The 26,071-nt window shown below is 53.4% G+C and carries 20 protein-coding genes; 17 read left to right on the top strand and 3 right to left on the bottom strand.

The features are described from left to right. Positions 1–113 precede the first annotated feature (113 nt). The 7 genes from AAIG39_RS08820 to AAIG39_RS08850 all read left to right on the top strand — a co-directional run bounded on the left by AAIG39_RS08820 (position 114) and on the right by AAIG39_RS08850 (position 7,465). Positions 114–443: a YqcC family protein gene (locus AAIG39_RS08820; RefSeq protein WP_343193646.1), complete on the top strand. Its 330-nt coding sequence runs from the start codon at positions 114–116 to the stop codon at positions 441–443. Then, positions 443–1,225, top strand: a complete 783-nt coding sequence (gene truC / locus AAIG39_RS08825) for a tRNA pseudouridine(65) synthase TruC (RefSeq protein ID WP_090088547.1) — start codon at positions 443–445, stop codon at positions 1,223–1,225. Before AAIG39_RS08820 ends, truC begins: the two co-directional genes overlap by 1 nt. Positions 1,226–1,242: 17 nt before the next feature. After that, positions 1,243–1,692 (top strand): flavodoxin, encoded by a 450-nt coding sequence (locus tag AAIG39_RS08830; protein WP_343193647.1) that lies wholly within the window; start codon positions 1,243–1,245, stop codon positions 1,690–1,692. 490 nt (positions 1,693–2,182) lie between these two features. After that, positions 2,183–3,535, top strand: coding sequence for an MFS transporter (locus AAIG39_RS08835; RefSeq protein ID WP_249573172.1), 1,353 nt, complete (start codon positions 2,183–2,185; stop codon positions 3,533–3,535). Positions 3,536–3,537: 2 nt separating this feature from the next. Then, positions 3,538–4,878: an enolase C-terminal domain-like protein gene (locus tag AAIG39_RS08840; protein WP_090088540.1), complete on the top strand. Its 1,341-nt coding sequence runs from the start codon at positions 3,538–3,540 to the stop codon at positions 4,876–4,878. A gap of 19 nt (positions 4,879–4,897) precedes the next feature. Continuing rightward, positions 4,898–6,238, top strand: coding sequence for a glucarate dehydratase (gudD, locus tag AAIG39_RS08845; RefSeq protein WP_343193648.1), 1,341 nt, complete (start codon positions 4,898–4,900; stop codon positions 6,236–6,238). A gap of 87 nt (positions 6,239–6,325) precedes the next feature. Then, positions 6,326–7,465: a glycerate kinase gene (locus AAIG39_RS08850; protein WP_343193649.1), complete on the top strand. Its 1,140-nt coding sequence runs from the start codon at positions 6,326–6,328 to the stop codon at positions 7,463–7,465. Between the two features lie 36 nt (positions 7,466–7,501). Here the strand turns inward: AAIG39_RS08850 and barA are convergent, their stop codons facing one another. After that, on the bottom strand, positions 7,502–10,252 hold the full coding sequence (gene barA, locus AAIG39_RS08855) for a two-component sensor histidine kinase BarA (protein ID WP_249573026.1): 2,751 nt from the start codon (positions 10,250–10,252) through the stop codon (positions 7,502–7,504). A 56-nt stretch (positions 10,253–10,308) separates the two neighbouring features. Between barA and rlmD the strand changes: the two genes are divergently transcribed. The 5 genes from rlmD (at position 10,309) to eno (ending at position 17,997) form a co-directional block, all read left to right on the top strand. Next, entirely contained in the window at positions 10,309–11,607 is a 1,299-nt protein-coding gene (gene rlmD, locus AAIG39_RS08860) for a 23S rRNA (uracil(1939)-C(5))-methyltransferase RlmD (RefSeq protein ID WP_343193650.1), read from the top strand. A gap of 52 nt (positions 11,608–11,659) precedes the next feature. After that, a complete protein-coding gene (gene relA / locus AAIG39_RS08865) occupies positions 11,660–13,900 on the top strand; it encodes a GTP diphosphokinase (RefSeq protein ID WP_090088178.1) in 2,241 nt (746 codons plus the stop codon). Between the two features lie 67 nt (positions 13,901–13,967). Beyond that, positions 13,968–14,759, top strand: a complete 792-nt coding sequence (gene mazG, locus AAIG39_RS08870) for a nucleoside triphosphate pyrophosphohydrolase (protein ID WP_090088180.1) — start codon at positions 13,968–13,970, stop codon at positions 14,757–14,759. 223 nt (positions 14,760–14,982) lie between these two features. After that, positions 14,983–16,620 carry a glutamine hydrolyzing CTP synthase gene (gene pyrG / locus AAIG39_RS08875; RefSeq protein WP_090088181.1) on the top strand — a complete coding sequence of 546 codons (1,638 nt, stop codon included), beginning with the start codon at positions 14,983–14,985 and terminating at the stop codon, positions 16,618–16,620. Positions 16,621–16,698: 78 nt separating this feature from the next. Next, the gene (eno, locus tag AAIG39_RS08880; RefSeq protein ID WP_061497448.1) at positions 16,699–17,997 is read left to right on the top strand and encodes a phosphopyruvate hydratase; all 1,299 of its coding nucleotides are present in this window, start codon (positions 16,699–16,701) and stop codon (positions 17,995–17,997) included. A gap of 65 nt (positions 17,998–18,062) precedes the next feature. Here eno and AAIG39_RS08885 read toward each other — a convergent pair whose 3' ends face one another. Next, positions 18,063–19,172 carry an SDR family oxidoreductase gene (locus AAIG39_RS08885; protein WP_343193651.1) on the bottom strand — a complete coding sequence of 370 codons (1,110 nt, stop codon included), beginning with the start codon at positions 19,170–19,172 and terminating at the stop codon, positions 18,063–18,065. A gap of 417 nt (positions 19,173–19,589) precedes the next feature. On the opposite strand from AAIG39_RS08885, the gene queE reads away from it, so the two are divergent. Continuing rightward, the gene (queE, locus tag AAIG39_RS08890) at positions 19,590–20,261 is read left to right on the top strand and encodes a 7-carboxy-7-deazaguanine synthase QueE (protein ID WP_039077698.1); all 672 of its coding nucleotides are present in this window, start codon (positions 19,590–19,592) and stop codon (positions 20,259–20,261) included. A gap of 175 nt (positions 20,262–20,436) precedes the next feature. Here queE and queD read toward each other — a convergent pair whose 3' ends face one another. Next, positions 20,437–20,799: a 6-carboxytetrahydropterin synthase QueD gene (gene queD, locus AAIG39_RS08895; protein ID WP_090088185.1), complete on the bottom strand. Its 363-nt coding sequence runs from the start codon at positions 20,797–20,799 to the stop codon at positions 20,437–20,439. A gap of 320 nt (positions 20,800–21,119) precedes the next feature. Here queD and cysJ point away from each other — a divergent pair, with 320 nt between their 5' ends. The 4 genes from cysJ to AAIG39_RS08915 all read left to right on the top strand — a co-directional run bounded on the left by cysJ (position 21,120) and on the right by AAIG39_RS08915 (position 26,025). Next, complete coding sequence (gene cysJ, locus AAIG39_RS08900) at positions 21,120–22,928, top strand: NADPH-dependent assimilatory sulfite reductase flavoprotein subunit (protein WP_343193652.1); 1,809 nt, start codon at positions 21,120–21,122, stop codon at positions 22,926–22,928. After that, positions 22,928–24,640, top strand: coding sequence for an assimilatory sulfite reductase (NADPH) hemoprotein subunit (cysI, locus tag AAIG39_RS08905; RefSeq protein WP_343193653.1), 1,713 nt, complete (start codon positions 22,928–22,930; stop codon positions 24,638–24,640). The genes cysJ and cysI overlap by 1 nt, the downstream gene beginning before the upstream one ends. 79 nt (positions 24,641–24,719) lie before the next feature. Next, positions 24,720–25,454 (top strand): phosphoadenosine phosphosulfate reductase, encoded by a 735-nt coding sequence (gene cysH, locus AAIG39_RS08910; protein WP_343193654.1) that lies wholly within the window; start codon positions 24,720–24,722, stop codon positions 25,452–25,454. A 349-nt stretch (positions 25,455–25,803) separates the two neighbouring features. Continuing rightward, positions 25,804–26,025: a DUF5339 domain-containing protein gene (locus AAIG39_RS08915; protein ID WP_343193655.1), complete on the top strand. Its 222-nt coding sequence runs from the start codon at positions 25,804–25,806 to the stop codon at positions 26,023–26,025. The last annotated feature ends 46 nt before the right edge of the window (positions 26,026–26,071 follow it).

Raw genomic sequence — 26,071 nt, forward strand, 5'->3', positions numbered from 1 at the left:
TAGCTGGATTGCTGCGAAACGAACCGGGAGCACTGTTTTTACAGTGCTCCCTTTTTTTATTTCTCGCTACAGATGCTATCCTGCGCGCCAGTCCGTTTGTTATCGAGGTTTTCATGACGCTTCCTTCCCGCGTGCGCCAGCAATTAGTGCTTATCGAGGCGCTGTTACGTGAGCATAACCAATGGCAGTCCGTTGCGCCGGATGCCAGCGTGTTCAACAGTACGCAACCTTTCTGTATGGATACTCTCGAGCCGTTCGAATGGCTGCAATGGGTATTAATTCCCCGCATGCACGCCTTGCTGGACGGTGAACATCCACTGCCTGAATCTTTCGCCATTGCGCCTTACTACGAAATTGCGCTCGACTCGACGCATCCAGCGCGTGACGTCATTCTGGAGCAACTGCAAAAACTCGACGCGCTCTTTTCAGACGATAAAGCCTGATGCTTGAAATTATCTATCAGGACGAATGGCTGGTTGCGGTGAATAAACCATCAGGCTGGCTGGTACACCGAAGCTGGCTTGATCGGGATGAAAAAGTGGTGGTGATGCAAACCGTCCGTGATCAGATTGGCCAGCATGTTTTTACTGCTCATCGTCTCGACAGACCTACTTCCGGTGTATTGCTGATGGGGTTATCGAGTGAGGCGGGGCGTCTTCTGGCGCAGCAATTTGAGCAGCACCAAATTCAGAAGCGTTACCATGCAATCGTGCGCGGCTGGCTGATGGACGAAGCGGTACTGGATTACCCACTGGTTGAAGAACTGGATAAAATCGCGGACAAATTTGCCCGAGAAGATAAAGGCCCTCAGCCAGCGGTGACCCATTATCGCGGGATGGCGACCACCGAAATGCCGGTAGCGACCAGTAAATTTCCTACCACACGTTACGGGCTTGTCGAACTGCTCCCACAAACCGGGCGTAAGCATCAGCTCCGTCGCCATCTCGCCCATTTGCGCCATCCGATTATCGGCGACAGTAAGCACGGTGATCTGCGTCAGAACCGCAGCGCTGCCGAACATTTTGGTTGTAACCGTCTGATGCTCCATGCCAGTCAGTTAACGCTCACTCACCCGTTTACCGGCGAACCGTTGACGCTGCATGCCGGGCTGGATGATGTCTGGATGCGGGCGTTGTCGCAATTTGGCTGGCAGGGACTTCTCCCTGACAATGAAAGGGTTGAGTTTGTCTCGCCGTGCGGTCAGGATGGCGAGATCCACATTTAACGCAAGGAGTGAGCACCATGGCGGAAGTCGGAATTTTTGTTGGCACGATGTACGGCAATGCGTTGCTGGTTGCCGAAGAGGCGCAAACGATTCTGAGCGAGCAGGGTCATAGCGCGACGGTATGTGAAGATCCGGAACCTGCGGACTGGGATGCCTATAAAGATAAATATGCGCTGATAGTGACATCAACGACCGGGCAGGGTGATTTGCCGGACAGTATTGTGCCGTTATTTCAGTATATTCGCGACAAGATCGGCTACCAGCCAGCGCTGCGTTATTGTGTGATTGCCCTGGGCGACAGCACATATACAAATTTCTGCGGCGGTGGAAAACAGTTTGACGCGTTATTGCAGGAACAAAATGCACAGCGCGTAGGAGACGTTTTGCTGATTGATGCCAGCGAGGATCCTGAGCCTGAGTCGGTTTCTAACCCGTGGGTGGAACACTGGGCGACACTGTTAAAGTAAGGTTTTGCCCTCCCCCTACAGGAGGGCTACCTGTTTATGTAGCCGTAAGCGGTAAAATAGCGACATGGCACATTATGCGGCAACTGAATCGAGTTAGCCCTGGGCGTTTGCCACTAAAAACTCCATTCTTCCAGCGGTTAAAAGGGCATTTACACTGCGTCAAGCGATACGTTTCACATTCTTCAAAACAGGCTGACTTTTAATCAAATGTTAGCGCCCCAACTTTTCATTTCCGTGAGTTAGTCCCCATCCTCCTGGGCTTTTGCAAGAAACCTTCATGCCCTGACCATACAATGTTGTGTTGTTGCACGGTGAGAGTTCAGGTACCCCTTTTTATACTTTTCCCGCAAGTTAAAAAAACGCAGTACGCAGGGAATAGCGACCCGGCAGTAAAACTGCAAAAAACACAGATACATCATCCGGTTCACCCCTACAGGCTGTCCTGTTCCGGATGAATGTACATGAACATTTATGCTTCGGGAGTACAACAATGAGTACATTAAGCCAAGCAGCGAGCAGCGCTGAAAAGCGCACCAATGCTCGCTACTGGATAGTGGTGATGTTGTTTATCGTCACATCCTTCAACTACGGTGACCGCGCCACGCTGTCAATCGCCGGTTCAGAAATGGCCAAAGATATCGGCCTTGATCCAATCGGTATGGGTTATGTTTTCTCCGCGTTTTCCTGGGCCTATGTAATAGGGCAGATTCCGGGCGGCTGGTTGCTTGACCGCTTCGGTTCCAAACGTGTTTATTTCTGGTCCATTTTTATCTGGTCCCTGTTCACCCTGCTGCAAGGGTTTGTCGATATTTTCAGTGGCTTCGGCATCATCGTTGCTCTGTTCACCCTGCGCTTCCTGGTAGGGCTGGCTGAATCTCCCTCTTTTCCTGGCAACAGTCGCATCGTTGCGGCCTGGTTCCCGGCCCAGGAGAGGGGCACGGCAGTGGCGATTTTCAACTCCGCACAGTACTTCGCAACGGTCATTTTCGCACCGATTATGGGGTGGTTAACCCATGAGGTGGGCTGGTCGCACGTGTTCTTCTTCATGGGTGGTCTGGGTATCGTTATTAGCTTCATTTGGCTTAAGGTGATTTACGAACCGAACCAGCATCCGAAGGTGAATAAGAAAGAGCTCGAATACATCGCAGAGGGTGGCGCACTGATCAACATGGATCAGAAAAGCGACAAAGCGAAAGTACCGTTTAGCCAAAAATGGGGACAGATCAAGCAGTTGCTTGGCTCCCGCATGATGATTGGTGTTTATCTCGGTCAGTATTGCATCAACGCCCTGACATATTTCTTTATTACCTGGTTCCCGGTTTACCTGGTTCAGGCGCGCGGTATGTCTATTTTGAAAGCTGGTTTTATCGCTTCCATCCCGGCTATTTGTGGATTTGCGGGTGGTGTGCTCGGCGGGGTTATCTCTGACTGGTTAATGCGTCGTACGGGTTCCCTGAATATTGCGCGTAAAACGCCTATCGTCCTTGGCATGCTGCTCTCCATGGTGATGGTGTTCTGTAACTATACCAACGTCGAGTGGATGATTATCGGCTTCATGTCCATGGCGTTCTTCGGTAAAGGCATCGGTGCGTTGGGTTGGGCTGTTATGGCCGACACGGCGCCGAAAGAAATCAGCGGTCTGAGCGGTGGTCTGTTCAATATGTTCGGTAACATCTCCGGTATCGTTACCCCGATTGCTATCGGTTACATCGTTGGGACTACAGGATCATTTAACGGCGCGCTGATCTACGTTGGTATCCATGCCCTGGTGGCGGTATTGAGCTACCTGGTATTGGTGGGAGATATCAAACGTATCGAACTGAAACCCGTCACAGGACGCTAATCATGAGTACGCAAGCAAGCCCCGTCATTACAGATATGAAAGTCATTCCGGTTGCCGGACATGACAGCATGTTAATGAACATTGGCGGCGCGCATAACGCTTATTTCACACGTAACATCGTAGTACTGACAGATAACGCCGGTAACACCGGCGTTGGCGAAGCGCCGGGTGGGGAAGTAATTTACCAGACGCTGGTGGATGCTATCCCGATGGTTCTGGGGCAGGAGGTGGCGCGACTGAACAAAGTGGTTCAGCGTGTTCACAAAGGTAACCAGGCGAGTGATTTTGATAATTTCGGCAAAGGAGCATGGACGTTTGAACTGCGCGTAAATGCCGTGGCCGCACTGGAAGCCGCACTGCTCGACCTGTTAGGTAAAGTGCTGAACGTACCGGTCTGCGAACTGTTGGGGCCAGGCAAACAGCGCGATGCTGTAACCGTACTGGGCTATCTGTTCTATATCGGCGACCGCACCAGAACCGACCTGCCATACCTTGATAAAACCGATGGCAACCACGACTGGTACCGTCTGCGTCACCAGGAAGCGATGAACAGTGACGCGGTCGTGCGCCTGGCAGAAGCGTCTCAGGATCGTTACGGTTTTAAAGACTTCAAACTGAAAGGCGGCGTGCTCCCGGGCGAGCAGGAAATTGATGCGGCCCGTGCCTTGAAAAAACGGTTCCCGGACGCGCGTATCACCGTGGACCCGAACGGCGCCTGGCTGCTTGATGAAGCCATTGAACTGTGTAAAGGCCTGCAGGATGTATTGACCTACGCGGAAGATCCGTGTGGTGCAGAGCAGGGCTTCTCCGGGCGTGAAGTGATGGCGGAATTCCGTCGCGCCACCGGTTTGCCTGTTGCCACCAATATGATAGCCACCAACTGGCGCGAAATGGGCCACTCGGTAATGCTCAATGCGGTAGACATCCCGCTGGCGGACCCGCACTTCTGGACGCTGTCCGGGGCGGTACGTGTGGCGCAACTGTGTGATGACTGGGGTTTGACCTGGGGCTGCCATTCCAATAACCATTTTGATATCTCACTGGCGATGTTCACCCACGTTGGCGCGGCGGCGCCGGGTAATCCAACGGCCATCGACACCCACTGGATCTGGCAGGAGGGCGAAGCGCGCCTGACGAAACAGCCGCTGGAAATCAAAGGTGGGCAGATTGCCGTGCCGGATGCGCCGGGTCTGGGCGTGGAGATTGACTGGGCGCAGATTGAAAAAGCCCATGCCATCTACAAAAGCCTGCCCGGGGGGGCGCGTAACGATGCCGGTCCGATGCAGTACCTGATTCCCGGCTGGAAATTTGACAGAAAACGCCCGGTTTTTGGACGTCAGTGACAGAGTAAAAGGATAAAATATGAGCTCTCAATGTTCGACTCCTGTTGTCACGTCAGTGCAGGTCATCCCGGTTGCCGGGCATGACAGCATGCTGATGAACCTGAGCGGCGCGCATGCCCCGTTCTTCACCCGGAACATCGTTATCATCACCGATAACGCCGGCAATACCGGCGTCGGCGAAGTCCCCGGCGGCGAAAAAATACGCCGGACCCTTGAAGACGCGGCACCGCTGATTGTCGGCAAAACCCACGGCGCCTACAAAAATGTCCTCAACGCGGTGCGCAGCGCCTTTGCTGACCGCGATGCCGCGGGCCGGGGCCTGCAGACCTTTGACCTGCGCACCACCATCCACGTGGTCACCGCCATCGAATCCGCGATGCTCGACCTGCTGGGCAAACATCTGGGCGTTAACGTCGCCTCCCTGCTCGGCGACGGCCAGCAGCGCAGCGAAGTGGAAATGCTTGGCTACCTGTTCTTCGTCGGCAACCGTAAGGCGACCCCACTGCCCTACCAGAGCCAGCCGGACGATAAATGCGACTGGTACCGCCTGCGCCATGAAGAGGCAATGACCCCGGATGCCGTCGTGCGTCTGGCCGAAGCCGCCTATGAAAAATACGGCTTCAGTGACTTCAAACTCAAAGGCGGCGTGCTGGCCGGTGAAGAGGAAGCGGAATCCATTGTCGCCCTGGCGAAGCGCTTCCCGCAGGCCCGCGTCACCCTCGATCCGAACGGCGCATGGTCCCTGAATGAAGCGATCAAAATCGGTAAATACCTCAAAGGCGTGCTGGCTTACGCGGAAGATCCGTGCGGTGCAGAGCAGGGTTTCTCCGGGCGTGAAGTGATGGCGGAGTTCCGCCGCGCCACCGGCCTGCCGACCGCGACCAATATGATTGCCACCGACTGGCGTCAGATGGGGCACACGCTCTCCCTGCAGTCGGTGGATATTCCGCTGGCGGACCCGCACTTCTGGACCATGCAGGGCTCCGTGCGTGTGGCGCAGATGTGCCATGAGTTCGGCCTGACGTGGGGTTCCCACTCCAACAACCACTTCGACATCTCGCTGGCGATGTTCACCCACGTGGCGGCCGCCGCGCCGGGCAACATCACCGCCATCGACACCCACTGGATCTGGCAGGAAGGCAACCAGCGCCTGACCAGAGAACCGTTTGAAATCAAAGGCGGCAGGGTGCAGGTGCCGGCGACGCCGGGTCTGGGGGTGGAGCTGGATATGGAGCAGGTAATGAAGGCGCACGAGCTGTACCAGAAACACGGTCTGGGCGCGCGCGACGATGCAGCGGGGATGCAGTACCTTATCCCCGGCTGGACGTTCGACAACAAACGTCCCTGCATGGTGCGTTAATGGAATTGCCGGCCCATGCCCGGGCTGGCATTTTCCAGAAGCTTCCGGGTATATGCTTGCGGCAGTGAATATGCGTAAGGATGGCTTATGAAAATAGTTATCGCACCTGACTCTTATAAAGAAAGTTTGAGTGCTCTGGATGTGGCGACCGCGATTGAAAGCGGGTTTCGCGAAATTTTCCCGACGGCTGACTATGTAAAGTTGCCGGTTGCGGATGGCGGAGAAGGGACGGTTGAAGCCATGGTTGCCGCGACCAGCGGGCGTATCGTTTCGGTTACAGTCAAAGGCCCGCTAGGCGAGCAAGTCGACGGGTTTTATGGTCTGTCAGGCGACGAAAAATGTGCGTTTATCGAGATGGCGGCGGCCAGCGGTCTTGAACTGGTGCCTCCCGCTCAACGCGATCCGCTTGTCACCACCTCATGGGGTACAGGCGAGTTGATTCGCCATGCCCTGGATGCAGGCGTAAAGCATATCATCATTGGCATTGGCGGTAGCGCCACTAACGACGGTGGGGCGGGGATGGTGCAGGCGCTGGGTGCGAAATTGCTGGATAACGAAGATCAGCAGATTGGACCGGGCGGTGCGGCACTGGAAATGCTCGCCAGGATCGATATTCGTGAACTGGACAAACGACTTGCTCAGTGCCGTATTGAGGTGGCCTGCGATGTAACGAACCCTCTAACGGGTCGGGAAGGTGCTTCGGCGATCTTTGGTCCGCAAAAAGGGGCGACACCGAAAATGATCGCCCGGCTGGATCAGGCGCTGGGACACTATGCGAAGATTATTGCCCGCGATCTGGGACAGGATGTGCTGAATCTTGCAGGCGGTGGCGCAGCCGGGGGAATGGGGGCAGCGCTGTATGCATTCTGTGGCGCGGAACTGCGTCAGGGCATTGAAATCGTCACCGATGCGTTAGCACTGGATCAACATGTTGCTCATGCCGACCTGGTGATTACCGGCGAAGGTCGGATCGACAGCCAGACAGTGCATGGCAAAGTGCCGGTCGGTGTTGCGAAAGTAGCGAAACGCTATAACGTGCCGGTCATTGGTATTGCGGGCAGTTTGACGGCGGATGTGGGCGTCGTCCACGATCACGGTATCGATGCGGTTTTCAGCGTGATTTATAAAATTTGTACCCTGGAAGATGCGCTGGCCAGCGCAGGAGAAAATGTGCGTATGACCGCACGCAACGTGGCAGCAGTTTTGAAAATTGGGCAGGGCAAATAAGATTATTACCCTCTCTTGCGGGAGAGGGTATCTGCATTATCCCATCATCTTACGGGCATCGCGGGTGACGTTGTCCATCTCATCAAGCAGTTCCAGAAACTCCGGTTCCAGCTCCTCAGCGGGAACACCGCTGCGTAACTGATGCTCAATAAGATGGCAGAGTTTTTTCAGTCGCGGTACGCCGCTGTAACCACAGCTTCCGTGCAACTTGTGAATCAGATCCAGCAGTCCTTCTGGCGCCTCCCCAACCAGTTGTTCTTCCACTTTGTTGCGAATTTCCGGCAGGAATGCCACCAGCATTTGCAGCATTTCACGCGCCAGGTCCGGTTTTCCTGCCGCCTGACGCAGCGCCAGTTGCCAGTCGAGAGTAACATCCGCTGGCTCTTCGGGTTCGGCAGGCTCCGGTGCGGAGACAACATTACCTGCCAGGGTGCCGGGCTTATAGCGCAGCAGCAGATTGTAAAGCTTGTCTTCCTCAATCGGCTTTGCCAGATAGTCGTTCATGCCCGCGCTGAGCAGCTTCTCTTTTTGCCCCGCCATCGCATGGGCAGTCACCGCAATCACCGGCGTTTGTTGTTGATGCGGGAGCTGGTGAATTAACTCACAGGCGCGGATGCCATCCATGCCCGGCATCTGAATATCCATCAGAATGAGATCGAACTGCATCTGTCTGGCCCTTTCCACCGCCTGAGACCCGCTATCGCATAACTCGACCCGTTGCACCTGGTCTTCCAGTAGCGCGCCGATCAGTTTCAGGTTGGCAGGGTTGTCATCCACCGCCATTACCGTCATGGGTAACTTGCTCATATCTACCGAATCCATTTGACGGCTTGAGCAGCAATATTCTGTCAGTGCGGGCAGCAGGCGCGTTGAGGTTAATGGTTTGAGCAGACAAGCGGCTGCGCCATCCTGCTTAAGCGCTTCGGCATTAATCTGGGCGTGGCAGGGCAGCGCCAGCAGCAGATGATCGGCCATTGCCGCTGCGGCCGCGAGTTTCTCATGCTGCATGGTCAGCGGCTCATGGAACGTGACCGGAACAGACAACAGCAGGATGTCATAGTGATCCGGCGGCAGACCGGATAATGACGAACTGTAAACCACCTCGAGCGGTGTGGTGCTCAGCACATCCAGCGTACTTTGCGCCGCGGCGGCATTCGGTTCGATATAAGCAAGGCGTTTGCCGGCCAGACAGCCGGTGGCAGGGCCTTCGGAAATCGCGTTAGGGTTCAGGTCCAGGTTGATATGGAACCAGAAGGTGGAACCGCGATTAGGCTGGCTGTGGAAGGAGATATCTCCCCCCATTTCGTTGACCAGCCGCTGGGTGATAACCAGCCCAAGGCCAGTACCGCCATGGCGACGTGAAATACTGGCATCGGCCTGACGGAATGCCTGGAACAGACGCGACTGATCCCGTTCCGGAATACCAATTCCGGTATCACGGATTTGCACCTCAATTTGCACTTTATTGTTACTTATCGAGCGCCGTTCAACGTGGATATCAATATTGCCGTTTTCGGTGAATTTGATGGCATTGCCCACCAGGTTGGTGATGACCTGCTGCAGGCGAAGTGGGTCACCAATAACGTTATCCGGCACATCATTTTTGATATTAAGCGTCAGCTCCAGCCCCTTATCGTGGGCCGAGTGCGCCAGCAATGTCACTACATCATCCAGCGTACTACGTAACAAGAACGGGATACTCTCAAGGATCAGTTTCCCGGCTTCAAGTTTCGAAAAATCGAGCACATCGTTGATGATAGCCAGCAGGTTGTTGGCTGAACGTTCGATGGTCAGCATATGGTCGCGCTGGGTGGGATTCAGCTCTGATTTGAGCGTCAGGCGGGTGAAACCGATAACCCCGTTGAGCGGCGTGCGCAGCTCGTGTGACATATTGGCCAGAAACTCAGATTTAATACGTGCCGCTTCCTGGGCTCGCTTTTTCGCCAGATCCAGCTCAACGTTCTGGATCTCCATTTGTTCCAGGGTTTCGCGCAGATCCGAGGTGGACTGGTCGATATTGTGCTGCATCTCTTCGTGGTAGGCCGCCAGCGACATGGCCATCGAGTTAATGCCATTCTTAAGCATGTCGAGTTCGCCAAGCATAAACCCCTCAACCCGGCTGTCCAGTTGGCCGCGGCGGATACGGTCAACTGTGTTAACCATATTGCGAATAGGTCCGGTAACATCGCGCATTAGCCGCCAGCCGAAAATGAGTGCGATCCCAATACAGAACAGAATCATCAGGCTCGAGATGAAAATTTCTTTGTACTGCTGGAGACGAACAGATTTGAGATCCAGCTCCAGCGCCACATATCCCAGCATATTACCGGCAGGTTTCGCATTGGACAGGGCGGACTCATCCGGTGAGTAGCCCTCCGAGATGATCGGCGTGCGCAGTATCATCAGGTCTCCCTTGCGCGTTACGCTCAAACGTCTTGGAAATGCCGAACCGTCTGCGAGGCGTAACTCACCCGGATCGAGCTGGAAATTTGAGGTGACGAACAGATGATTCTGCTCATCATAAATCGAAATACCACGCACGATTTCGGAATGGCGACGGTGCAATACGCTAATAAGTTGGCCAATGGCCTCGCGATCCTGCAACGTCATGCTGTATTCGCTGGAGACTGCAAGGGGTTCAATGATACTGGCACCTGCGTCTTCCAGTTGACGCTGTAAGTCGTTATAGCGGTGAACGACGAAGAAGATGCTCAACAGCACTCCGATCAATACGGTCGGGGCGAGGATCAGGATCATCATGCGCGCACGCAGGCTGTAGTTGGTCATGGGGTTCCGTTATGGGAGAATGTGGCCATTATCTGTAATTGAGAAAATTCTCGGCAATGGCGCAATTCTACTCTGCAAAACGACGCGTGACGACGCGTCAGATCATAACTGTCACAGTAAACGACCTCGATCCCTTTGGGCAGGGGGTTGCGCGACATAATGGTAAGGCGTTGTTTATACCCGGTTTATTGCCAAAAGAAACGGCAGAAATTACCCTGACTGAAGACAAGCGACAGTTTGCGCGCGGTGAAGTAAAACGCCGTCTGAACGACAGTCCTGACCGCGTTACGCCGGCATGTCCCCATTTCGGCGTCTGCGGTGGCTGTCAACAGCAGCACGCGAGCATGACCCTGCAACAGCGCAGCAAAAGCGCCGCCCTTGCCCGTTTAATGAAGCATGATGTCGAAGAGGTTATCTGCGCGTCGCCCTGGGCTTATCGGCGCCGTGCGCGTCTGAGTCTGAACTGGCAGCCCAAAACCCAGCGTCTGGATATGGGGTTTCGTAAGGCGAATACCAGCGACATCATTAACGTCTCACGCTGCCCGGTCCTGGTGCCCCGTCTTGAGGCATTACTTGCGCCGTTGCACGCCTGTCTGGCGAGCTTAAAAGCGGTTCGTCATTTGGGCCATGTTGAACTGGTACTGGCGGATAATGGTCCGCTGATGATTTTACGCCATACCGCACCGCTGAGCGCTGCTGACCGGGAAAAACTGGAACGCTTTTCGCATTCCGAGGGACTGGCGCTTTTTCTGGCACCCGAAAGCGAGATACTTGAACATGTTACGGGAGAATCTCCCTGGTATAACTCTGACGGGCTACGCTTAACGTTCAGTCCACGGGATTTTATTCAGGTTAATGATGGCGTAAACCAGCAAATGGTTGCCCGTGCGCTGGAATGGCTGGATGTGCAGCCGGACGATCGCGTACTGGATCTTTTCTGTGGGATGGGCAATTTTACCTTGCCGCTGGCAAAAAGGGCGGCAAGTGTGGTGGGCGTTGAAGGTGTTGCCGAACTGGTAGCGAAAGGGCGTGAAAATGCCCGACAAAATGGTTTGCAGAACGTGACCTTCTTTCATGAAAATCTGGAGGAAGATGTCACAAAGCAGCCGTGGGCGCGTCAGGGTTTTGATAAAATACTTCTTGATCCCGCGCGCGCGGGTGCCGCTGGTGTTATGCAACACATTGTAAAATTAGCGCCCGGCAAAGTAGTCTATGTTTCCTGTAATCCGGCGACGCTCGCGCGTGACAGCGAAGCGTTAGTCAATGCGGGTTACCAGATTAAGCGGCTGGCGATGCTGGATATGTTCCCGCACACTGGGCATCTGGAATCCATGGTGTTATTCGAGCACAAGTGATTAATTTCGGCTTGTCGAGTTCGACAGGCTCGGTCCCTTAAAGGAGAGGACAATGGTTGCGGTAAGAAGTGCGCATTTAAACAAAGCGGGTGAATTCGATCCTAAGAAGTGGATCGCCAGTCTGGGTATCTCCAGCCAGCCGTCGTGTGAACGCTTAGCCGAAACCTGGGAATATTGTCTGCGACAAACACAGGGACATCCTCACGCCGATCTGCTGTTATGGCGCGGTGTTGAGATGGTGGAAATCCTCTCCATGCTGAGTATGGATCTCGATACGCTGCGGGCGGCGCTGCTGTTCCCGCTGGCAGATGCCGATGTCGTCAGTGAAGATACCCTGCGCGAAAGCGTCGGTAAATCGATTGTCGAGCTTATCCACGGCGTGCGGGATATGGCGGCTATTCGGCAATTAAAAGCCACGCATACCGATTCCGTCTCCTCTGAGCAGGTCGATAACGTGCGGCGTATGCTGCTGGCGATGGTGGACGATTTCCGCTGTGTCGTCATCAAAATTGCCGAGCGAATTGCCCATCTGCGAGAAGTGAAAGAGGCGCCAGAAGACGAACGCGTTCTGGCGGCGAAAGAGTGTACGAACATCTACGCCCCGCTGGCGAACCGTTTAGGGATAGGCCAGCTCAAATGGGAGCTGGAAGATTACTGCTTCCGCTATCTGCATCCGGCGGAATACAAACGCATCGCCAAATTGCTGCATGAGCGCCGTATTGACCGCGAACACTACATTGAAGAGTTTGTTGGTCACCTGCGTTCAGAGATGAAAGAAGAGGGCGTAAAAGCCGAGGTTTATGGCCGTCCTAAGCATATCTACAGCATCTGGCGCAAGATGCAGAAGAAGCATCTCGCTTTCGATGAGCTGTTTGATGTTCGGGCGGTGCGCATCGTTGCCGAACGTTTGCAAGATTGCTATGCCGCGCTCGGTATCGTCCATACCCATTATCGCCACCTGCCGGATGAGTTCGATGACTATGTCGCGAACCCGAAACCGAACGGCTACCAGTCTATCCACACGGTAGTGCTGGGGCCGGGAGGTAAAACCGTAGAAATCCAGATTCGTACCCGGCAGATGCACGAAGACGCCGAGCTGGGCGTGGCTGCGCACTGGAAGTACAAAGAGGGCGCAACGGCTGGAACCAACAGCGGTGGGCGTGGTTATGAAGACCGTATTGCGTGGCTGCGTAAACTGATTGCCTGGCAGGAAGAGATGGCCGATTCGGGCGAAATGCTCGATGAGGTACGCAGCCAGGTGTTCGACGACCGGGTCTATGTATTTACACCGAAAGGCGATGTGGTGGATTTACCTGCGGGTTCTACGCCGCTTGATTTCGCTTACCATATTCACAGCGATGTGGGGCACCGTTGCATCGGGGCGAAAATCAGCGGACGTATCGTGCCGTTCACCTACCAGTTGCAGATGGGTGACCAGATTGAAATCATCACCCAGAAGCAGCCGAACCCAAGCCGTGACTGGCTCAATCCGAACCTGGGGTACGTCACTACCAGCCGTGGCCGTTCGAAAATCCACGCCTGGTTCCGTAAGCAGGATCGGGATAAAAACATCCTGGCTGGGCGTCAGATCCTTGACGACGAGCTGGCGCATCTCGGCATCAGCCTGAAAGAGGCGGAAAAACAGCTGCTGCCGCGTTACAACTTTAATGACCTGGAAGAGCTGCTGGCGGCGATTGGCGGCGGTGATATACGCCTCAACCAGATGGTCAACTTCCTGCAGTCGCAGTTCAACAAGCCGAGTGCGGAAGAGCAGGATGCCGCGGCACTGAAACAGTTGCAGCAGAAGACCTACGCGCCGCAAAATCGCAGCAAAGATAATGGCCGTGTGGTGGTGGAAGGGGTCGGTAACCTGATGCATCACATTGCGCGCTGCTGCCAGCCCATCCCCGGCGATGACATTGTTGGTTTTATCACCCAGGGCCGTGGGATTTCTATTCACCGGGCAGACTGCGACCAACTGGAAGAGCTGCGCACCCACGCGCCTGAGCGTATCGTTGATGCGGTGTGGGGGGAAAGCTACTCGGCCGGTTACTCGCTGGTGGTGCGCGTGACCGCCAACGACCGCAGCGGATTGTTGCGCGATATCACGACCATTCTTGCCAACGAAAAAGTTAACGTTCTGGGGGTGGCCAGCCGCAGCGATACCAAAGAGCAACTGGCCACTATCGATATGAATATCGAAATCTATAACCTGCAGGTGCTGGGCCGTGTGCTTGGCAAACTGAACCAGGTGCCGGATGTGATCGACGCGCGTCGATTGCACGGCGGCTAAATACACCCTTCTTCTGGCCGGGCAAGGCGAAGCCATAGCCCGGCATTTTTTTCATCAGGACAGAACTATGACTCAAATCACCCGCCTGCTGGGCATCATGCAACGTCTGCGCGACCCGGAAAAGGGCTGTCCGTGGGATAAAGAACAGACCTTCGCCACTATCGCACCCTATACCCTGGAAGAGACTTACGAAGTGCTGGATGCTATTTCCCGCGAAGATTTTGATGATTTACGCGGCGAATTAGGCGATTTACTGTTTCAGGTGGTCTTTTACGCACAGATGGCCCAGGAACAAAATCTGTTCAATTTCGATGATATCTGCGCTGCTATCAGCGACAAGCTGGAGCGCCGCCATCCGCATATTTTTGGTGATGCGCATGCTGAAAACAGCAGTGAAGTGCTGGCCCGCTGGGAGCAGATTAAAAGCGCTGAACGTGCTGAAAAATCGCAACATTCCGCGTTGGATGACATTCCTCATAGCCTCCCGGCTTTAATGCGCGCCCATAAAATCCAGAAACGATGCTCAACCGTAGGCTTTGACTGGACCTCTCTGGGGCCGGTGCTGGACAAAGTTTATGAAGAAATTGACGAAGTGATGGATGAAGCGAAACAGGCTGTCGTGGATGAGGCGAAACTGGAAGAAGAGATGGGCGATTTGCTGTTCGCAACGGTCAACCTTTCGCGTCATTTGGGCGTAAAAGCAGAAGTTGCGTTGCAAAAAGCGAATCTTAAATTCGAGCGTCGTTTTCGCGAAGTTGAGCGTATCGTTGCCGCCCGGGGGCTGGAAATGAGCGGAATCGACCTGGAGGCGATGGAAGAGGTCTGGCAGCAGGTAAAACGCCAGGAAACTGATATCTAAAGATATTGTGCATTCAAGCGCGATTTGTATGATTTTTTAAATAACAAGCGCTTGATTTACGTCAAAATCATTTTGCTAAAAGTGGCTATTTTCTCACTCCTTATTACAGGTGAGGTTAGGGATAAGGGGTGAGAATGAAAGTTTGTGAGGCACGCCCTGTTCAGGTATACTACTTTCCCGTCCTGGTTATTCCATCGTTTCACCCTAACTTCTCAGGTTCAGCATGACAACGAACTATATTTTTGTGACCGGCGGGGTCGTATCCTCTCTGGGTAAAGGCATTGCCGCAGCCTCCCTCGCAGCCATTCTTGAAGCCCGTGGCCTCAATGTGACCATGATGAAACTGGATCCGTATATCAACGTCGATCCGGGTACCATGAGCCCAATCCAACACGGGGAAGTGTTCGTTACTGAAGACGGCGCTGAAACCGATCTGGACCTGGGCCACTATGAGCGTTTCATCCGCACCAAGATGACTCGCCGTAACAACTTCACGACTGGCCGTATCTATTCCGAAGTGCTGCGCAAAGAGCGCCGTGGTGACTACCTGGGCGCAACCGTACAGGTTATTCCGCACATCACCAATGCTATCAAAGAGCGCATCATTGAAGGCGGCGAAGGCCATGATGTCGTGCTGGTCGAAATCGGCGGTACCGTAGGCGATATCGAATCGCTGCCGTTCCTCGAAGCGATTCGCCAAATGGCCGTTGAAGTGGGCCGCGAACGCACCCTGTATATGCACCTGACGCTGGTGCCGTATATGGCCGCTTCAGGTGAGGTGAAAACCAAGCCGACGCAGCACTCCGTAAAAGAGCTGCTTTCTATCGGTATCCAGCCTGACATCCTGATCTGTCGTTCCGATCGTGCCGTGCCGGCAAACGAGCGTGCAAAGATTGCTTTGTTCTGTAATGTTCCGGAAAAGGCTGTTATCTCCCTTAAAGATGTCGATTCCATTTATAAAATTCCGGGCCTGTTGAAATCGCAGGGGCTGGACGATTATATTTGTAAACGATTCAGCTTGAACTGCCCGGAAGCAAATCTGGCCGAATGGGAACAGGTCATTTATCAGCAGGCGAACCCGGTAGATGAAGTGACCATCGGTATGGTCGGCAAGTATATTGAACTGCCGGATGCCTATAAGTCAGTTATCGAAGCGCTGAAACACGGTGGCCTTAAAAATCGTGTCACCGTCAACATCAAATTGATCGATTCGCAAGATGTTGAAACACGTGGTGTCGAAATTCTGAAAGGTCTGGACGCTATCCTGATCCCTGGTGGTTTCGGTTATCGCGGTGTGGAAGGTAAGATCGCCACTGCACGCTACGCGCGTGAAAACAATATTCCTTATCTGGGCATTTGCCTGGGGATGCAGGTTGCGCTGATCGAGTATGCTCGCAACGTCGCTGGAATGGAGAACGCCAACTCGACGGAATTTGTGCCAGACTGTAAGTACCCGGTTGTGGCGCTCATTACCGAATGGCGTGATGAAGAAGGCAAGATTGAAGTACGTTCGGAAAAGAGCGATCTCGGTGGCACCATGCGCCTCGGCGCACAGCAGTGCCAGCTTGGCGACGACAGCCTGGTCCGTCAACTGTATGGCGAGCCGACCATTGTCGAACGCCATCGCCATCGCTATGAAGTTAACAATCTGCTGTTGAAACAAATTGAAGCTGCGGGTCTGCGTGTTGCAGGCCGTTCCGGCGATGATCAGTTGGTCGAGATCATCGAGGTGCCAAATCATCCGTGGTTTGTCGCTTGTCAGTTCCACCCGGAATTTACTTCTACGCCGCGTGATGGACACCCACTGTTTGCTGGCTTTGTGAAAGCCGCCAGTGAGTATCAGAAGCGCCAGGCGAAGTAAGAGTTAGAACGGCAGTGCACCCAAATGGGTGCATTGTTTGTCTGGAGTTTTAGTTTAACTTGTACTGAGGAAATCCTAATGTCCAAAATCGTTAAAGTCATCGGTCGTGAAATCATCGACTCCCGTGGTAACCCGACTGTTGAAGCCGAAGTACACCTGGAAGGTGGTTTCGTTGGCCTGGCAGCTGCTCCGTCAGGTGCTTCTACGGGTTCCCGCGAAGCGCTGGAACTGCGTGATGGCGACAAATCTCGTTTCATGGGTAAAGGCGTACTGAAAGCGGTTGGCGCGGTTAACGGCCCGATTGCTCAGGCAATCCTGGGCAAAGATGCCAAAGATCAGGCTGGCATTGACAAGATCATGATCGACCTGGACGGTACTGAAAACAAATCTAACTTCGGTGCTAACGCAATCCTGGCTGTTTCTCTGGCGACTGCTAAAGCTGCTGCGGCTTCTAAAGGTCTGCCGCTGTACGCACACATCGCTGAACTGAACGGCACCCCGGGCAAATACTCTATGCCGGTTCCGATGATGAACATCATCAACGGTGGCGAGCACGCTGACAACAACGTAGACATTCAGGAATTCATGATTCAGCCAGTTGGCGCAAAATCCCTGAAAGAAGCGGTACGTATGGGTTCAGAAGTGTTCCACAACCTGGCTAAAGTTCTGAAATCCAAAGGTATGAACACTGCTGTTGGTGACGAAGGCGGCTATGCGCCGAACCTGGGTTCCAATGCTGAAGCACTGGCTGTTATCGCAGAAGCTGTTAAAGCTGCGGGCTACGAGCTGGGCAAAGACATCACTCTGGCGATGGACTGTGCAGCGTCTGAATTCTACAAAGACGGTAAATACGTTCTGGCTGGCGAAGGTAACAAAGCATTCACCTCCGAAGAGTTCACTCACTTCCTGGAAGATCTGACCAAACAGTACCCGATCGTGTCCATCGAAGATGGTCTGGACGAGTCTGACTGGACTGGCTTCGCTTACCAGACCAAAGTTCTGGGCGACAAAATCCAGCTGGTTGGTGATGACCTGTTCGTAACTAACACCAAAATCCTGAAAGAAGGCATCGAAAAAGGCATCGTTAACTCCATCCTGATCAAATTCAACCAGATCGGCTCTCTGACCGAAACTCTGGCTGCGATCAAAATGGCGAAAGACGCTGGCTACACCGCTGTCATCTCTCACCGTTCTGGCGAAACTGAAGACGCTACCATCGCTGATCTGGCTGTTGGTACCGCTGCTGGCCAGATCAAAACGGGTTCTATGAGCCGTTCTGACCGCGTTGCTAAATACAACCAGCTGATTCGTATCGAAGAAGCTCTGGGCGAACAAGCTCCGTACAACGGTCGTAAAGAGATCAAAGGTCAGGCATAAGCCTCTCTTTCTCTGAAATGAAAATGCCAGCCCTCGGGCTGGCATTTTTTTATCTGCGATAACCGTTATTTAAAATCGACGGCCATTTGCTGCGGAATGGAAAGCCCGCGGGTGGTCTGTACGCACTGGGCAATATAATCAGTAAAGCGCGGTGGCTTCGGCATACCCAACTCTATGAGCTTGTCGTTGCTAAAGCGAACGTTCAGCATGGCGAACGCACCGTACAAACGCATCGCTTTGAGCATCAGGCGCTCGTTGCAAGGCCCAAAGATGTTTTTCAACTCGCGACGCATCTTCACCAGCGTCTCGTAGCTGACCTGCGTATAGACATCTTTAACCGGTACGGTTTCCAGCGCAGAAGCCATCGCGGCATCTATATCGGAAAATTTCACGCTGTTCTCTTCGCCTGCGGAAATATGAATAACCTCACCCGCCGGGATGTCGCTTTTCAGCATCATAATCAGTGCGTCGGCACAATAGTCCACCGGCACCACGTCAATTCGGTCTTCCAGTGAGCACATGAATTTTTGCAGCATTAGCGCCATGCTGAACACCCAGAAGATACTGCTGGAGGGCTGACAACCGTAATGCGTATGACCCACTACGATAGACGGACGTGCAATAACCAGCGGCAGGTTCGGATAGGTTTTGCGCATCAGGTGTTCGATGGTGGATTTGGAGTGGGTATACTCCACCAGATGTTCGGCATTTTCTTTAAATTCCTGGCTTTCATAGACCAGCGAATCGGCTTCTGGCGCACACGACATAGCCGTACCGACATGCAGGAAACGCTGCAACCCCTGTACTTTTGCCATACGTCCGGCAAAGGCCAGCGTACCTTCCACGTTAACTTTCCAGATAAGCGGGTTGTTGCCAAAAGAGGCGACGGCTGCGCAGTTCAGCACATGGGTGACGCTGTCCAGACGAGGGTCGTCCAGAAACTGCTCCGGCGTGCCCAGATCACCGATGATGATATGCGCGCAGGTCAGGCGGGAGAGAATGGATTCGCTGATGTTGAATTTACGCATATTCTCTTTTACGCGCTCAACGCCAGCCTGGCTATCCGCTGCCCTGACTAAAAGTAAGTAGTTGATTTGACTATCATCATTAAGTATTTTCTCAAACACTGCACCACCGAGGAATCCGGTGACGCCGGTGATCAGTAGAGTTTTCATGATCGCATGCTCATTGTTGTTAATTCGCGGATTGTATTCAGCGAAAATTAAACAATGCTTAAATAAGAGACGCGGGAATAAATCGATTTCTTAAGGTAATTTTAAGCTTTAAATGCGGAATAAGTTTAATTGGACAGGTAAACATAAAAATAAATTCATTAAAAAAATAAATATTTATAACACACTGAAAAAACTATATTTTTAATCTTTGTTTTAGGGTTTTGATTTATTGCTTTTCTTATATTGATGAGTATTTATGAAATAATTAATTACAAATAAGATAATGCTAAGTCTGCTATGGATTAGCCATTTTTCGCTTTATTTCGATGACAACCACGCAACATTTGCCTCTACTGCAACTCGCCCTTAAGAGCGAAATCTGCAATAATTAATGTTTATTCCCTGGTAGAGTTGATTATGCAGTACCCGATTAATGAGATGTTCCAGACCTTGCAAGGCGAGGGTTATTTTACCGGCGTTCCCGCTATTTTTATTCGTTTACAGGGATGCCCGGTTGGTTGTGCCTGGTGCGACACCAAACATACATGGGATAAGCTTGAAGATCGGGAAGTCTCCCTCTACAGCATTCTGGCCAAGACTAAAGAGAGCGATAAATGGGGCGCGGCGAGCAGTGAAGATCTGCTGGCTATTATTGAGCGTCAGGGCTGGACTGCACGCCATGTAGTGATAACCGGCGGTGAGCCCTGTATTCATGATTTAATTCCGTTGACTCATCTTCTGGAAAAACAGGGGTTCAGTTGCCAGATTGAGACCAGCGGCACCCATGAAGTGCGCACGTCTCACGCGACATGGGTGACTGTGTCACCAAAGGTGAATATGCGCGGGGGCTATGACATCCTTCAGCAGGCGCTGGAACGAGCGGATGAGATCAAACACCCGGTTGGGCGTACCCGAGACATTGAGGCGCTTGATGAACTGCTGACGCAGCTGACTGATGACAAACACCGGGTCATTGCGCTCCAGCCTATCAGCCAAAAAGACGATGCCACGCGGTTGTGTATCGAAACCTGTATCGCCCGCAACTGGCGGTTGTCGATGCAGACGCACAAATATCTGAACATTGCCTGATTCGTCTACTGCAGTGCTATCGCGCCAGCAATATGTGCATTGCCTGAACGCCCGGTCTTATCGCCGGGCGTTTTTTTGCCCGTTTAGCGACAAGGGGACAAAGCTGCAGGGGGGGACTTACGCAGCGCCACAAAATTGGCACATCCAGGCACGCTGATGGCACTACAGCGGAAAACTACTCACCGCGGTAGATACACCCTGCGGTGCAGGTCTCTTTAATCATCACGGCGCTCAGCAGCGGAACGACGGGCTTCAACTGCTCCCAAATCCACTTTGCCAGTACTTCGCTGGTCGGGTTTTCAAGGCCCGGGATATCGTTAAGATAGTAGTGATCCAGACGATCATAGGTCGGTTTGAACGCTGCCTTAAGTTCAGCAAAATCCATGATCCAGCCCGTATGCGGATCCACCTCGCCGGTGATCTCCAGACGCACCATAAATGAGTGGCCATGAAGGCGACCGCATTTATGCCCGGCTGGAACATGTGGCAAACGGTGAGCGGCTTCAAACATGAAATCTTTAAATAACGTGGTGGACATACTGAACTCTCTGACTGGCTGAAAAAACCGCGGCATGGTAGCTGATATGACCTTTTTTATCATTAACTAAAATCGGCAAAAGCGATTAACCGCTGCGCCCTGGCCGATGCTTCTTTTTTTTACTATATAAATCAATTGGTTAATTAACCTGTTTTACTGTTATAAACTATGAATAAAACAGGTTAGTTCTTTTGGTTATTTATTATTTCCAACCTTTCTTTAATTGTTATTATCCCCGCCGTTAACCTTACTTTCTTTTCTGCTTTTATGGCGCTGACAGGGCGTATAAGCAGCTTTTGCTTACTGGAACATAACGACGCATGACGACTCAGGTCCCACCTTCCGCTTTGCTTCCGCTGAACCCGGAGCAACTGGCACGCCTTCAGGCGGTCACAACCGATTTAACACCCACCCAGCTTGCCTGGGTTTCCGGCTATTTTTGGGGCGTGCTGAATCAGCAACCCGGTGCGGCAGTTGCAACCGCAGCGCCTGCGGTGGCCGAAGCCCCGACCATTACGCTGCTCTCCGCTTCGCAAACCGGTAATGCCCGCCGCGTTGCGGAAGCACTGCGTGACGATCTGCTGGCGGCGAAACTCAACGTCAAACTGGTGAGCGCGGGCGACTATAAATTCAAACAAATCGCCAACGAAAAGCTGCTGATAGTTGTTGCCTCTACGCAAGGGGAAGGTGAACCACCGGAAGAGGCCGTTGCGTTACATAAATTCCTGTTCTCGAAAAAAGCGCCGAAGCTTGATGGTACCGCCTTCGCCGTGCTGGGGCTTGGCGACACCTCTTATGAGTTTTTCTGCCAGGCAGGCAAAGATTTTGATAGCAAACTGGCTGAACTGGGCGCTGAGCGTCTGCTTGATCGCGTCGATGCAGACGTTGAGTTCCAGGCCGCCGCCGCTGAGTGGCGTGCGCGCGTGGTTGAGGTGCTGAAAGCGCGGGTACCGAAAGAGACCCCAGCCCAGGCCGCTGTGACGGCAACCGGTGCGGTGAATGAAGTTTTCTCCAGCCCTTATACTAAAGAAGAACCGTTGACCGCGACCCTCTCAGTGAATCAAAAAATCACTGGCCGCGATTCAGAAAAAGATGTGCGTCATATCGAAATCGATCTGGGTGATTCCGGCCTGCGCTATCAGCCGGGCGATGCGCTGGGGGTGTGGTATCAGAACGATCCTGCGCTGGTGAAAGAACTGGTAGAACTGCTGTGGCTTAAAGGCGATGAACCTGTCAGCGTAGAGGGCAAAACCCTGCCGCTGTCCGAAGCGCTGCAGTGGCATTTCGAACTGACGGTCAATACCAGCAATATCGTGGAAAACTACGCCACCCTGACCCGCAGTGAATCACTGCTGCCGCTGGTGGGCGATAAAGCCAAATTACAGCACTACGCGGCGACCACGCCGATCGTGGATATGGTGCGTTTTTCTCCGGCACAGCTGGATGCCACTGCGCTGATTGGCCTGCTGCGTCCGCTGACGCCGCGCCTCTACTCTATTGCCTCTTCACAGGCAGAAGTAGAAACCGAAGTGCATGTCACCGTTGGTGTGGTGCGTTATGACATCGAAGGCCGCGCGCGCGCGGGTGGGGCGTCGAGCTTCCTCGCCGATCGCGTGGAAGAAGAGGGTGAAGTGCGTGTGTTCATCGAACATAACGACAACTTCCGTCTGCCAGCCAACCCGGAAACGCCGGTCATCATGATTGGGCCGGGTACCGGTATTGCACCGTTCCGCGCCTTTATGCAACAGCGTGCGGCAGAAGGGGCGGAAGGTAAGAACTGGCTGTTCTTTGGCAATCCGCACTTTACGGAAGATTTCCTCTACCAGGTTGAGTGGCAGCGTTACGTCAAAGAGGGCGTACTGAACCGTATTGACCTGGCCTGGTCTCGTGATCAGAAAGAAAAAGTATACGTACAAGACAAACTGCGTCAGCAAGGCGCGGAACTGTGGCGCTGGATTAATGACGGTGCGCACATTTATGTCTGTGGCGACGCGAATCGCATGGCGAAGGACGTTGAGCAGGCTTTACTGGACGTGATTGCCGAATTTGGCGCGATGGACGCCGAAGCGGCGGACGAATATTTAAGTGAGCTGCGCGTAGAGCGCCGTTATCAGCGAGATGTCTACTAATGAGTGAAAAACATCCAGGCCCACTGGTGGTCGAGGGAAAACTGACAGACGCCGAGCGCATGAAGCTGGAAAGCAACTACCTGCGCGGGACCATTGCGGAAGATTTGAACGACGGTCTGACCGGCGGCTTTAAAGGCGACAATTTCCTGCTGATCCGCTTCCACGGCATGTACCAGCAGGATGATCGCGATATTCGCGCTGAGCGTGCGGCCCAGAAACTGGAGCCGCGCCATGCAATGCTGCTGCGTTGCCGCCTGCCGGGCGGGGTGATCACGACGAAACAGTGGCAGGCGATTGATAAATTTGCCGGTGAAAACACGATTTACGGCAGCATCCGCCTGACCAACCGTCAGACCTTCCAGTTCCACGGTATTCTGAAAAAGAACGTCAAGCCAGTTCACCAGATGCTGCACTCCGTTGGCCTGGACGCACTGGCGACTGCTAACGACATGAACCGTAACGTGTTGTGTACCTCCAACCCGTACGAGTCAGAACTGCACGCTGAGGCCTACGAGTGGGCGAAAAAGATTTCTGAACATCTGCTGCCGCGCACCCGCGCTTACGCAGAGATCTGGCTCGATCAGGAAAAAGTGGCGACCACTGACGAAGAGCCGATCCTCGGTCAGACTTATCTGCCGCGTAAATTCAAAACCACGGTCGTTATCCCGCCGCAGAACGACATTGATCTGCACGCCAACGACATGAACTTTGTCGCGGTCGCGGAAAACGGCAAGCTGGTGGGCTTTAACCTGCTGGTGGGCGGCGGTCTGTCCATTGAACACGGTAATAAGAAAACCTATGCCCGCACGGCGAGCGAGTTTGGCTATCTGCCGGTTGAACATACGCTGGCCGTTGCTGAAGCGGTGGTCACAACCCAGCGCGACTGGGGTAACCGTACAGACCGTAAAAACGCGAAGACCAAATATACGCTGGAACGTGTTGGCGTTGAGACCTTCAAAGCGGAAGTTGAGCGTCGCGCAGGTATTAAGTTCGAACCGATCCGTCCGTATGAATTCACCGGGCGCGGCGATCGCATTGGCTGGGTGAAAGGGATCGACAATAAATGGCATCTGACGCTGTTTATTGAAAATGGTCGTATCCTCGATTACCCGGGACGTCCGTTGAAAACTGGCCTGCTGGAGATCGCGAAGATCCATAAAGGCGAGTTCCGTATTACGGCAAACCAGAATCTGATCATTGCCGGCGTGCCGGATAGCCAGAAAGCGAAAATCGAAAAAATCGCGCGCCAGAGCGGCCTGATGGATGCCGTGACGCCGCAGCGTGAAAACTCGATGGCCTGCGTGTCGTTCCCGACCTGTCCGCTGGCGATGGCCGAAGCAGAGCGTTTCATGCCGTCGTTTATCGATAAAGTGGAAGAGGTGATGGCGAAGCATGGCATGAGCGATGAGCATATCGTGACGCGCGTGACGGGTTGCCCGAACGGCTGTGGCCGCGCGATGCTGGCGGAAGTGGGCCTGGTGGGTAAAGCGCCTGGCCGCTACAACCTGCATCTGGGCGGTAACCGCATCGGTACACGTATCCCGAGGATGTACAAAGAGAACATTACCGAGCCAGAAATCATTGCTTCGCTGGATGAGCTGGTAGGACGCTGGGCGAAAGAGCGCGAAGCGGGTGAAGGTTTCGGTGATTTCACCATCCGTGCGGGTATTATCCGTCCGGTGCTCGATCCGGCGCGCGATCTCTGGGATTAAGTTAATTTGACCTCAGGCCGTTCCCGCGCTCCCCTGGAGCGAGGGGCAGGGTGAGGGGAAATTCATAAGTGAGGAACCTATGTCCGTACTCGATCTATCTGCTCTGAATGCTTTGTCGAAAGACGACCGCACGCAGGCACTGGCGGAGACTAACGCCCAACTGGAAGCGCAAACCGCAGAAGAACGCGTGGCCTGGGCGCTGGAGAACCTGCCAGGTGAGTATGTGTTGTCGTCCAGTTTTGGTATCCAGGCAGCGGTGAGTCTGCATCTGGTGAATCAGGTGCGCCCGAACATACCGGTTATCCTGACGGACACGGGTTACCTGTTCCCGGAAACCTATCAGTTCATTGATGAGCTGACCGAGAAGCTCGGCCTGAATCTGCAGATTTACCGTGCGCTGCAAAGCCCGGCCTGGCAGGAGGCGCGCTACGGCAAGCTGTGGGAACAGGGCGTTGAGGGTATTGAAAAGTACAACGACATTAACAAAGTTGAGCCGATGAACCGGGCGCTGAAAGAACTGAACGCTCAGACGTGGTTCGCCGGCCTGCGTCGTGAGCAGTCCAGTAGCCGAGCCAATCTGCCTGTGCTGGATATCCAGCGCGGAGTATTCAAAGTGCTGCCGATCATCGACTGGGATAATCGCACGGTGTATCAGTATCTGCAAAAACACGGTCTGAAATATCATCCGCTGTGGGATGAGGGGTATCTGTCCGTGGGCGATACGCACACCACCCGTAAATGGGAACCCGGTATGGCAGAAGAGGACACCCGCTTCTTCGGTCTGAAACGCGAGTGCGGCCTGCACGAAGGCTGACTGTGAGTTGTTCGTTATTACATCGAAAGCGCCCGGCTAACCACCGGGCGTTTTTAATTGTAGCGAGTATGAGATTGTGCTGGTGAAATGAGATTTTGCACACAGCGTTATATTTTTTTACCATTAAAATCAAACTATTACGCTTCTTAAACAATACGGAAAAACGGGTGGAATTTTAGGTGTGGAAATTTATATTTAAATTCAATCAGTTGCATTTAGAGTATTCCCCGCGCCAGCGGGGCTTCCCTCCCCACAGCATCCTGTCCGGTTCCAGCACCATGCTGTTACCGTATTGGCGCCATTTGGGATGGCGTTAATTCAATAATTCACTGATATTACGATAAAAAAGATGGCGCTGGCGGCACTGTCAATGGGTATCTGTTCCGCGTCTTATGCGGAAACCGAAATCTGCAAACAATACTTCACTGAAATGGACAGCTTCATTAAGGAAGCGTCTAAACATGAAGAGACAAAAGCCCAGGTGGAGATGCTGAAAACCCAGTTAACGGAAGGCAGAAAGCAGCTTGAGAGCTACCCGAAGGAGCAACAGGATGCAGGCTGTAAGCAATAAAGCAACTGAACGCAGCGATGGGTATCAAAAAATAACAAAAAGGGAG

The sequence above is a fragment of the Phytobacter palmae genome (assembly GCF_039409775.1).
GTDB classification, from domain to species: Bacteria; Pseudomonadota; Gammaproteobacteria; order Enterobacterales; family Enterobacteriaceae; genus Phytobacter; species Phytobacter palmae.

What these genes read in the sequence shown, in the direction of transcription:
- mazG (WP_090088180.1), top strand. Translation starts at nt 13,968, where the DNA reads ATGACTCAAATCACCCGCCTGCTGGGCATCATGCAACGTCTGCGCGAC.
- eno (WP_061497448.1), top strand. Translation starts at nt 16,699, where the DNA reads ATGTCCAAAATCGTTAAAGTCATCGGTCGTGAAATCATCGACTCCCGT.
- rlmD (WP_343193650.1), top strand. Translation starts at nt 10,309, where the DNA reads ATGGCGCAATTCTACTCTGCAAAACGACGCGTGACGACGCGTCAGATC.
- queE (WP_039077698.1), top strand. Translation starts at nt 19,590, where the DNA reads ATGCAGTACCCGATTAATGAGATGTTCCAGACCTTGCAAGGCGAGGGT.
- AAIG39_RS08850 (WP_343193649.1), top strand. Translation starts at nt 6,326, where the DNA reads ATGAAAATAGTTATCGCACCTGACTCTTATAAAGAAAGTTTGAGTGCT.
- cysJ (WP_343193652.1), top strand. Translation starts at nt 21,120, where the DNA reads ATGACGACTCAGGTCCCACCTTCCGCTTTGCTTCCGCTGAACCCGGAG.
- cysI (WP_343193653.1), top strand. Translation starts at nt 22,928, where the DNA reads ATGAGTGAAAAACATCCAGGCCCACTGGTGGTCGAGGGAAAACTGACA.
- AAIG39_RS08840 (WP_090088540.1), top strand. Translation starts at nt 3,538, where the DNA reads ATGAGTACGCAAGCAAGCCCCGTCATTACAGATATGAAAGTCATTCCG.
- queD (WP_090088185.1), bottom strand. Translation starts at nt 20,799, where the DNA reads ATGTCCACCACGTTATTTAAAGATTTCATGTTTGAAGCCGCTCACCGT.
- barA (WP_249573026.1), bottom strand. Translation starts at nt 10,252, where the DNA reads ATGACCAACTACAGCCTGCGTGCGCGCATGATGATCCTGATCCTCGCC.
- AAIG39_RS08835 (WP_249573172.1), top strand. Translation starts at nt 2,183, where the DNA reads ATGAGTACATTAAGCCAAGCAGCGAGCAGCGCTGAAAAGCGCACCAAT.
- gudD (WP_343193648.1), top strand. Translation starts at nt 4,898, where the DNA reads ATGAGCTCTCAATGTTCGACTCCTGTTGTCACGTCAGTGCAGGTCATC.
- AAIG39_RS08915 (WP_343193655.1), top strand. Translation starts at nt 25,804, where the DNA reads ATGGCGCTGGCGGCACTGTCAATGGGTATCTGTTCCGCGTCTTATGCG.
- truC (WP_090088547.1), top strand. Translation starts at nt 443, where the DNA reads ATGCTTGAAATTATCTATCAGGACGAATGGCTGGTTGCGGTGAATAAA.
- AAIG39_RS08820 (WP_343193646.1), top strand. Translation starts at nt 114, where the DNA reads ATGACGCTTCCTTCCCGCGTGCGCCAGCAATTAGTGCTTATCGAGGCG.
- cysH (WP_343193654.1), top strand. Translation starts at nt 24,720, where the DNA reads ATGTCCGTACTCGATCTATCTGCTCTGAATGCTTTGTCGAAAGACGAC.
- pyrG (WP_090088181.1), top strand. Translation starts at nt 14,983, where the DNA reads ATGACAACGAACTATATTTTTGTGACCGGCGGGGTCGTATCCTCTCTG.
- AAIG39_RS08830 (WP_343193647.1), top strand. Translation starts at nt 1,243, where the DNA reads ATGGCGGAAGTCGGAATTTTTGTTGGCACGATGTACGGCAATGCGTTG.
- AAIG39_RS08885 (WP_343193651.1), bottom strand. Translation starts at nt 19,172, where the DNA reads ATGAAAACTCTACTGATCACCGGCGTCACCGGATTCCTCGGTGGTGCA.
- relA (WP_090088178.1), top strand. Translation starts at nt 11,660, where the DNA reads ATGGTTGCGGTAAGAAGTGCGCATTTAAACAAAGCGGGTGAATTCGAT.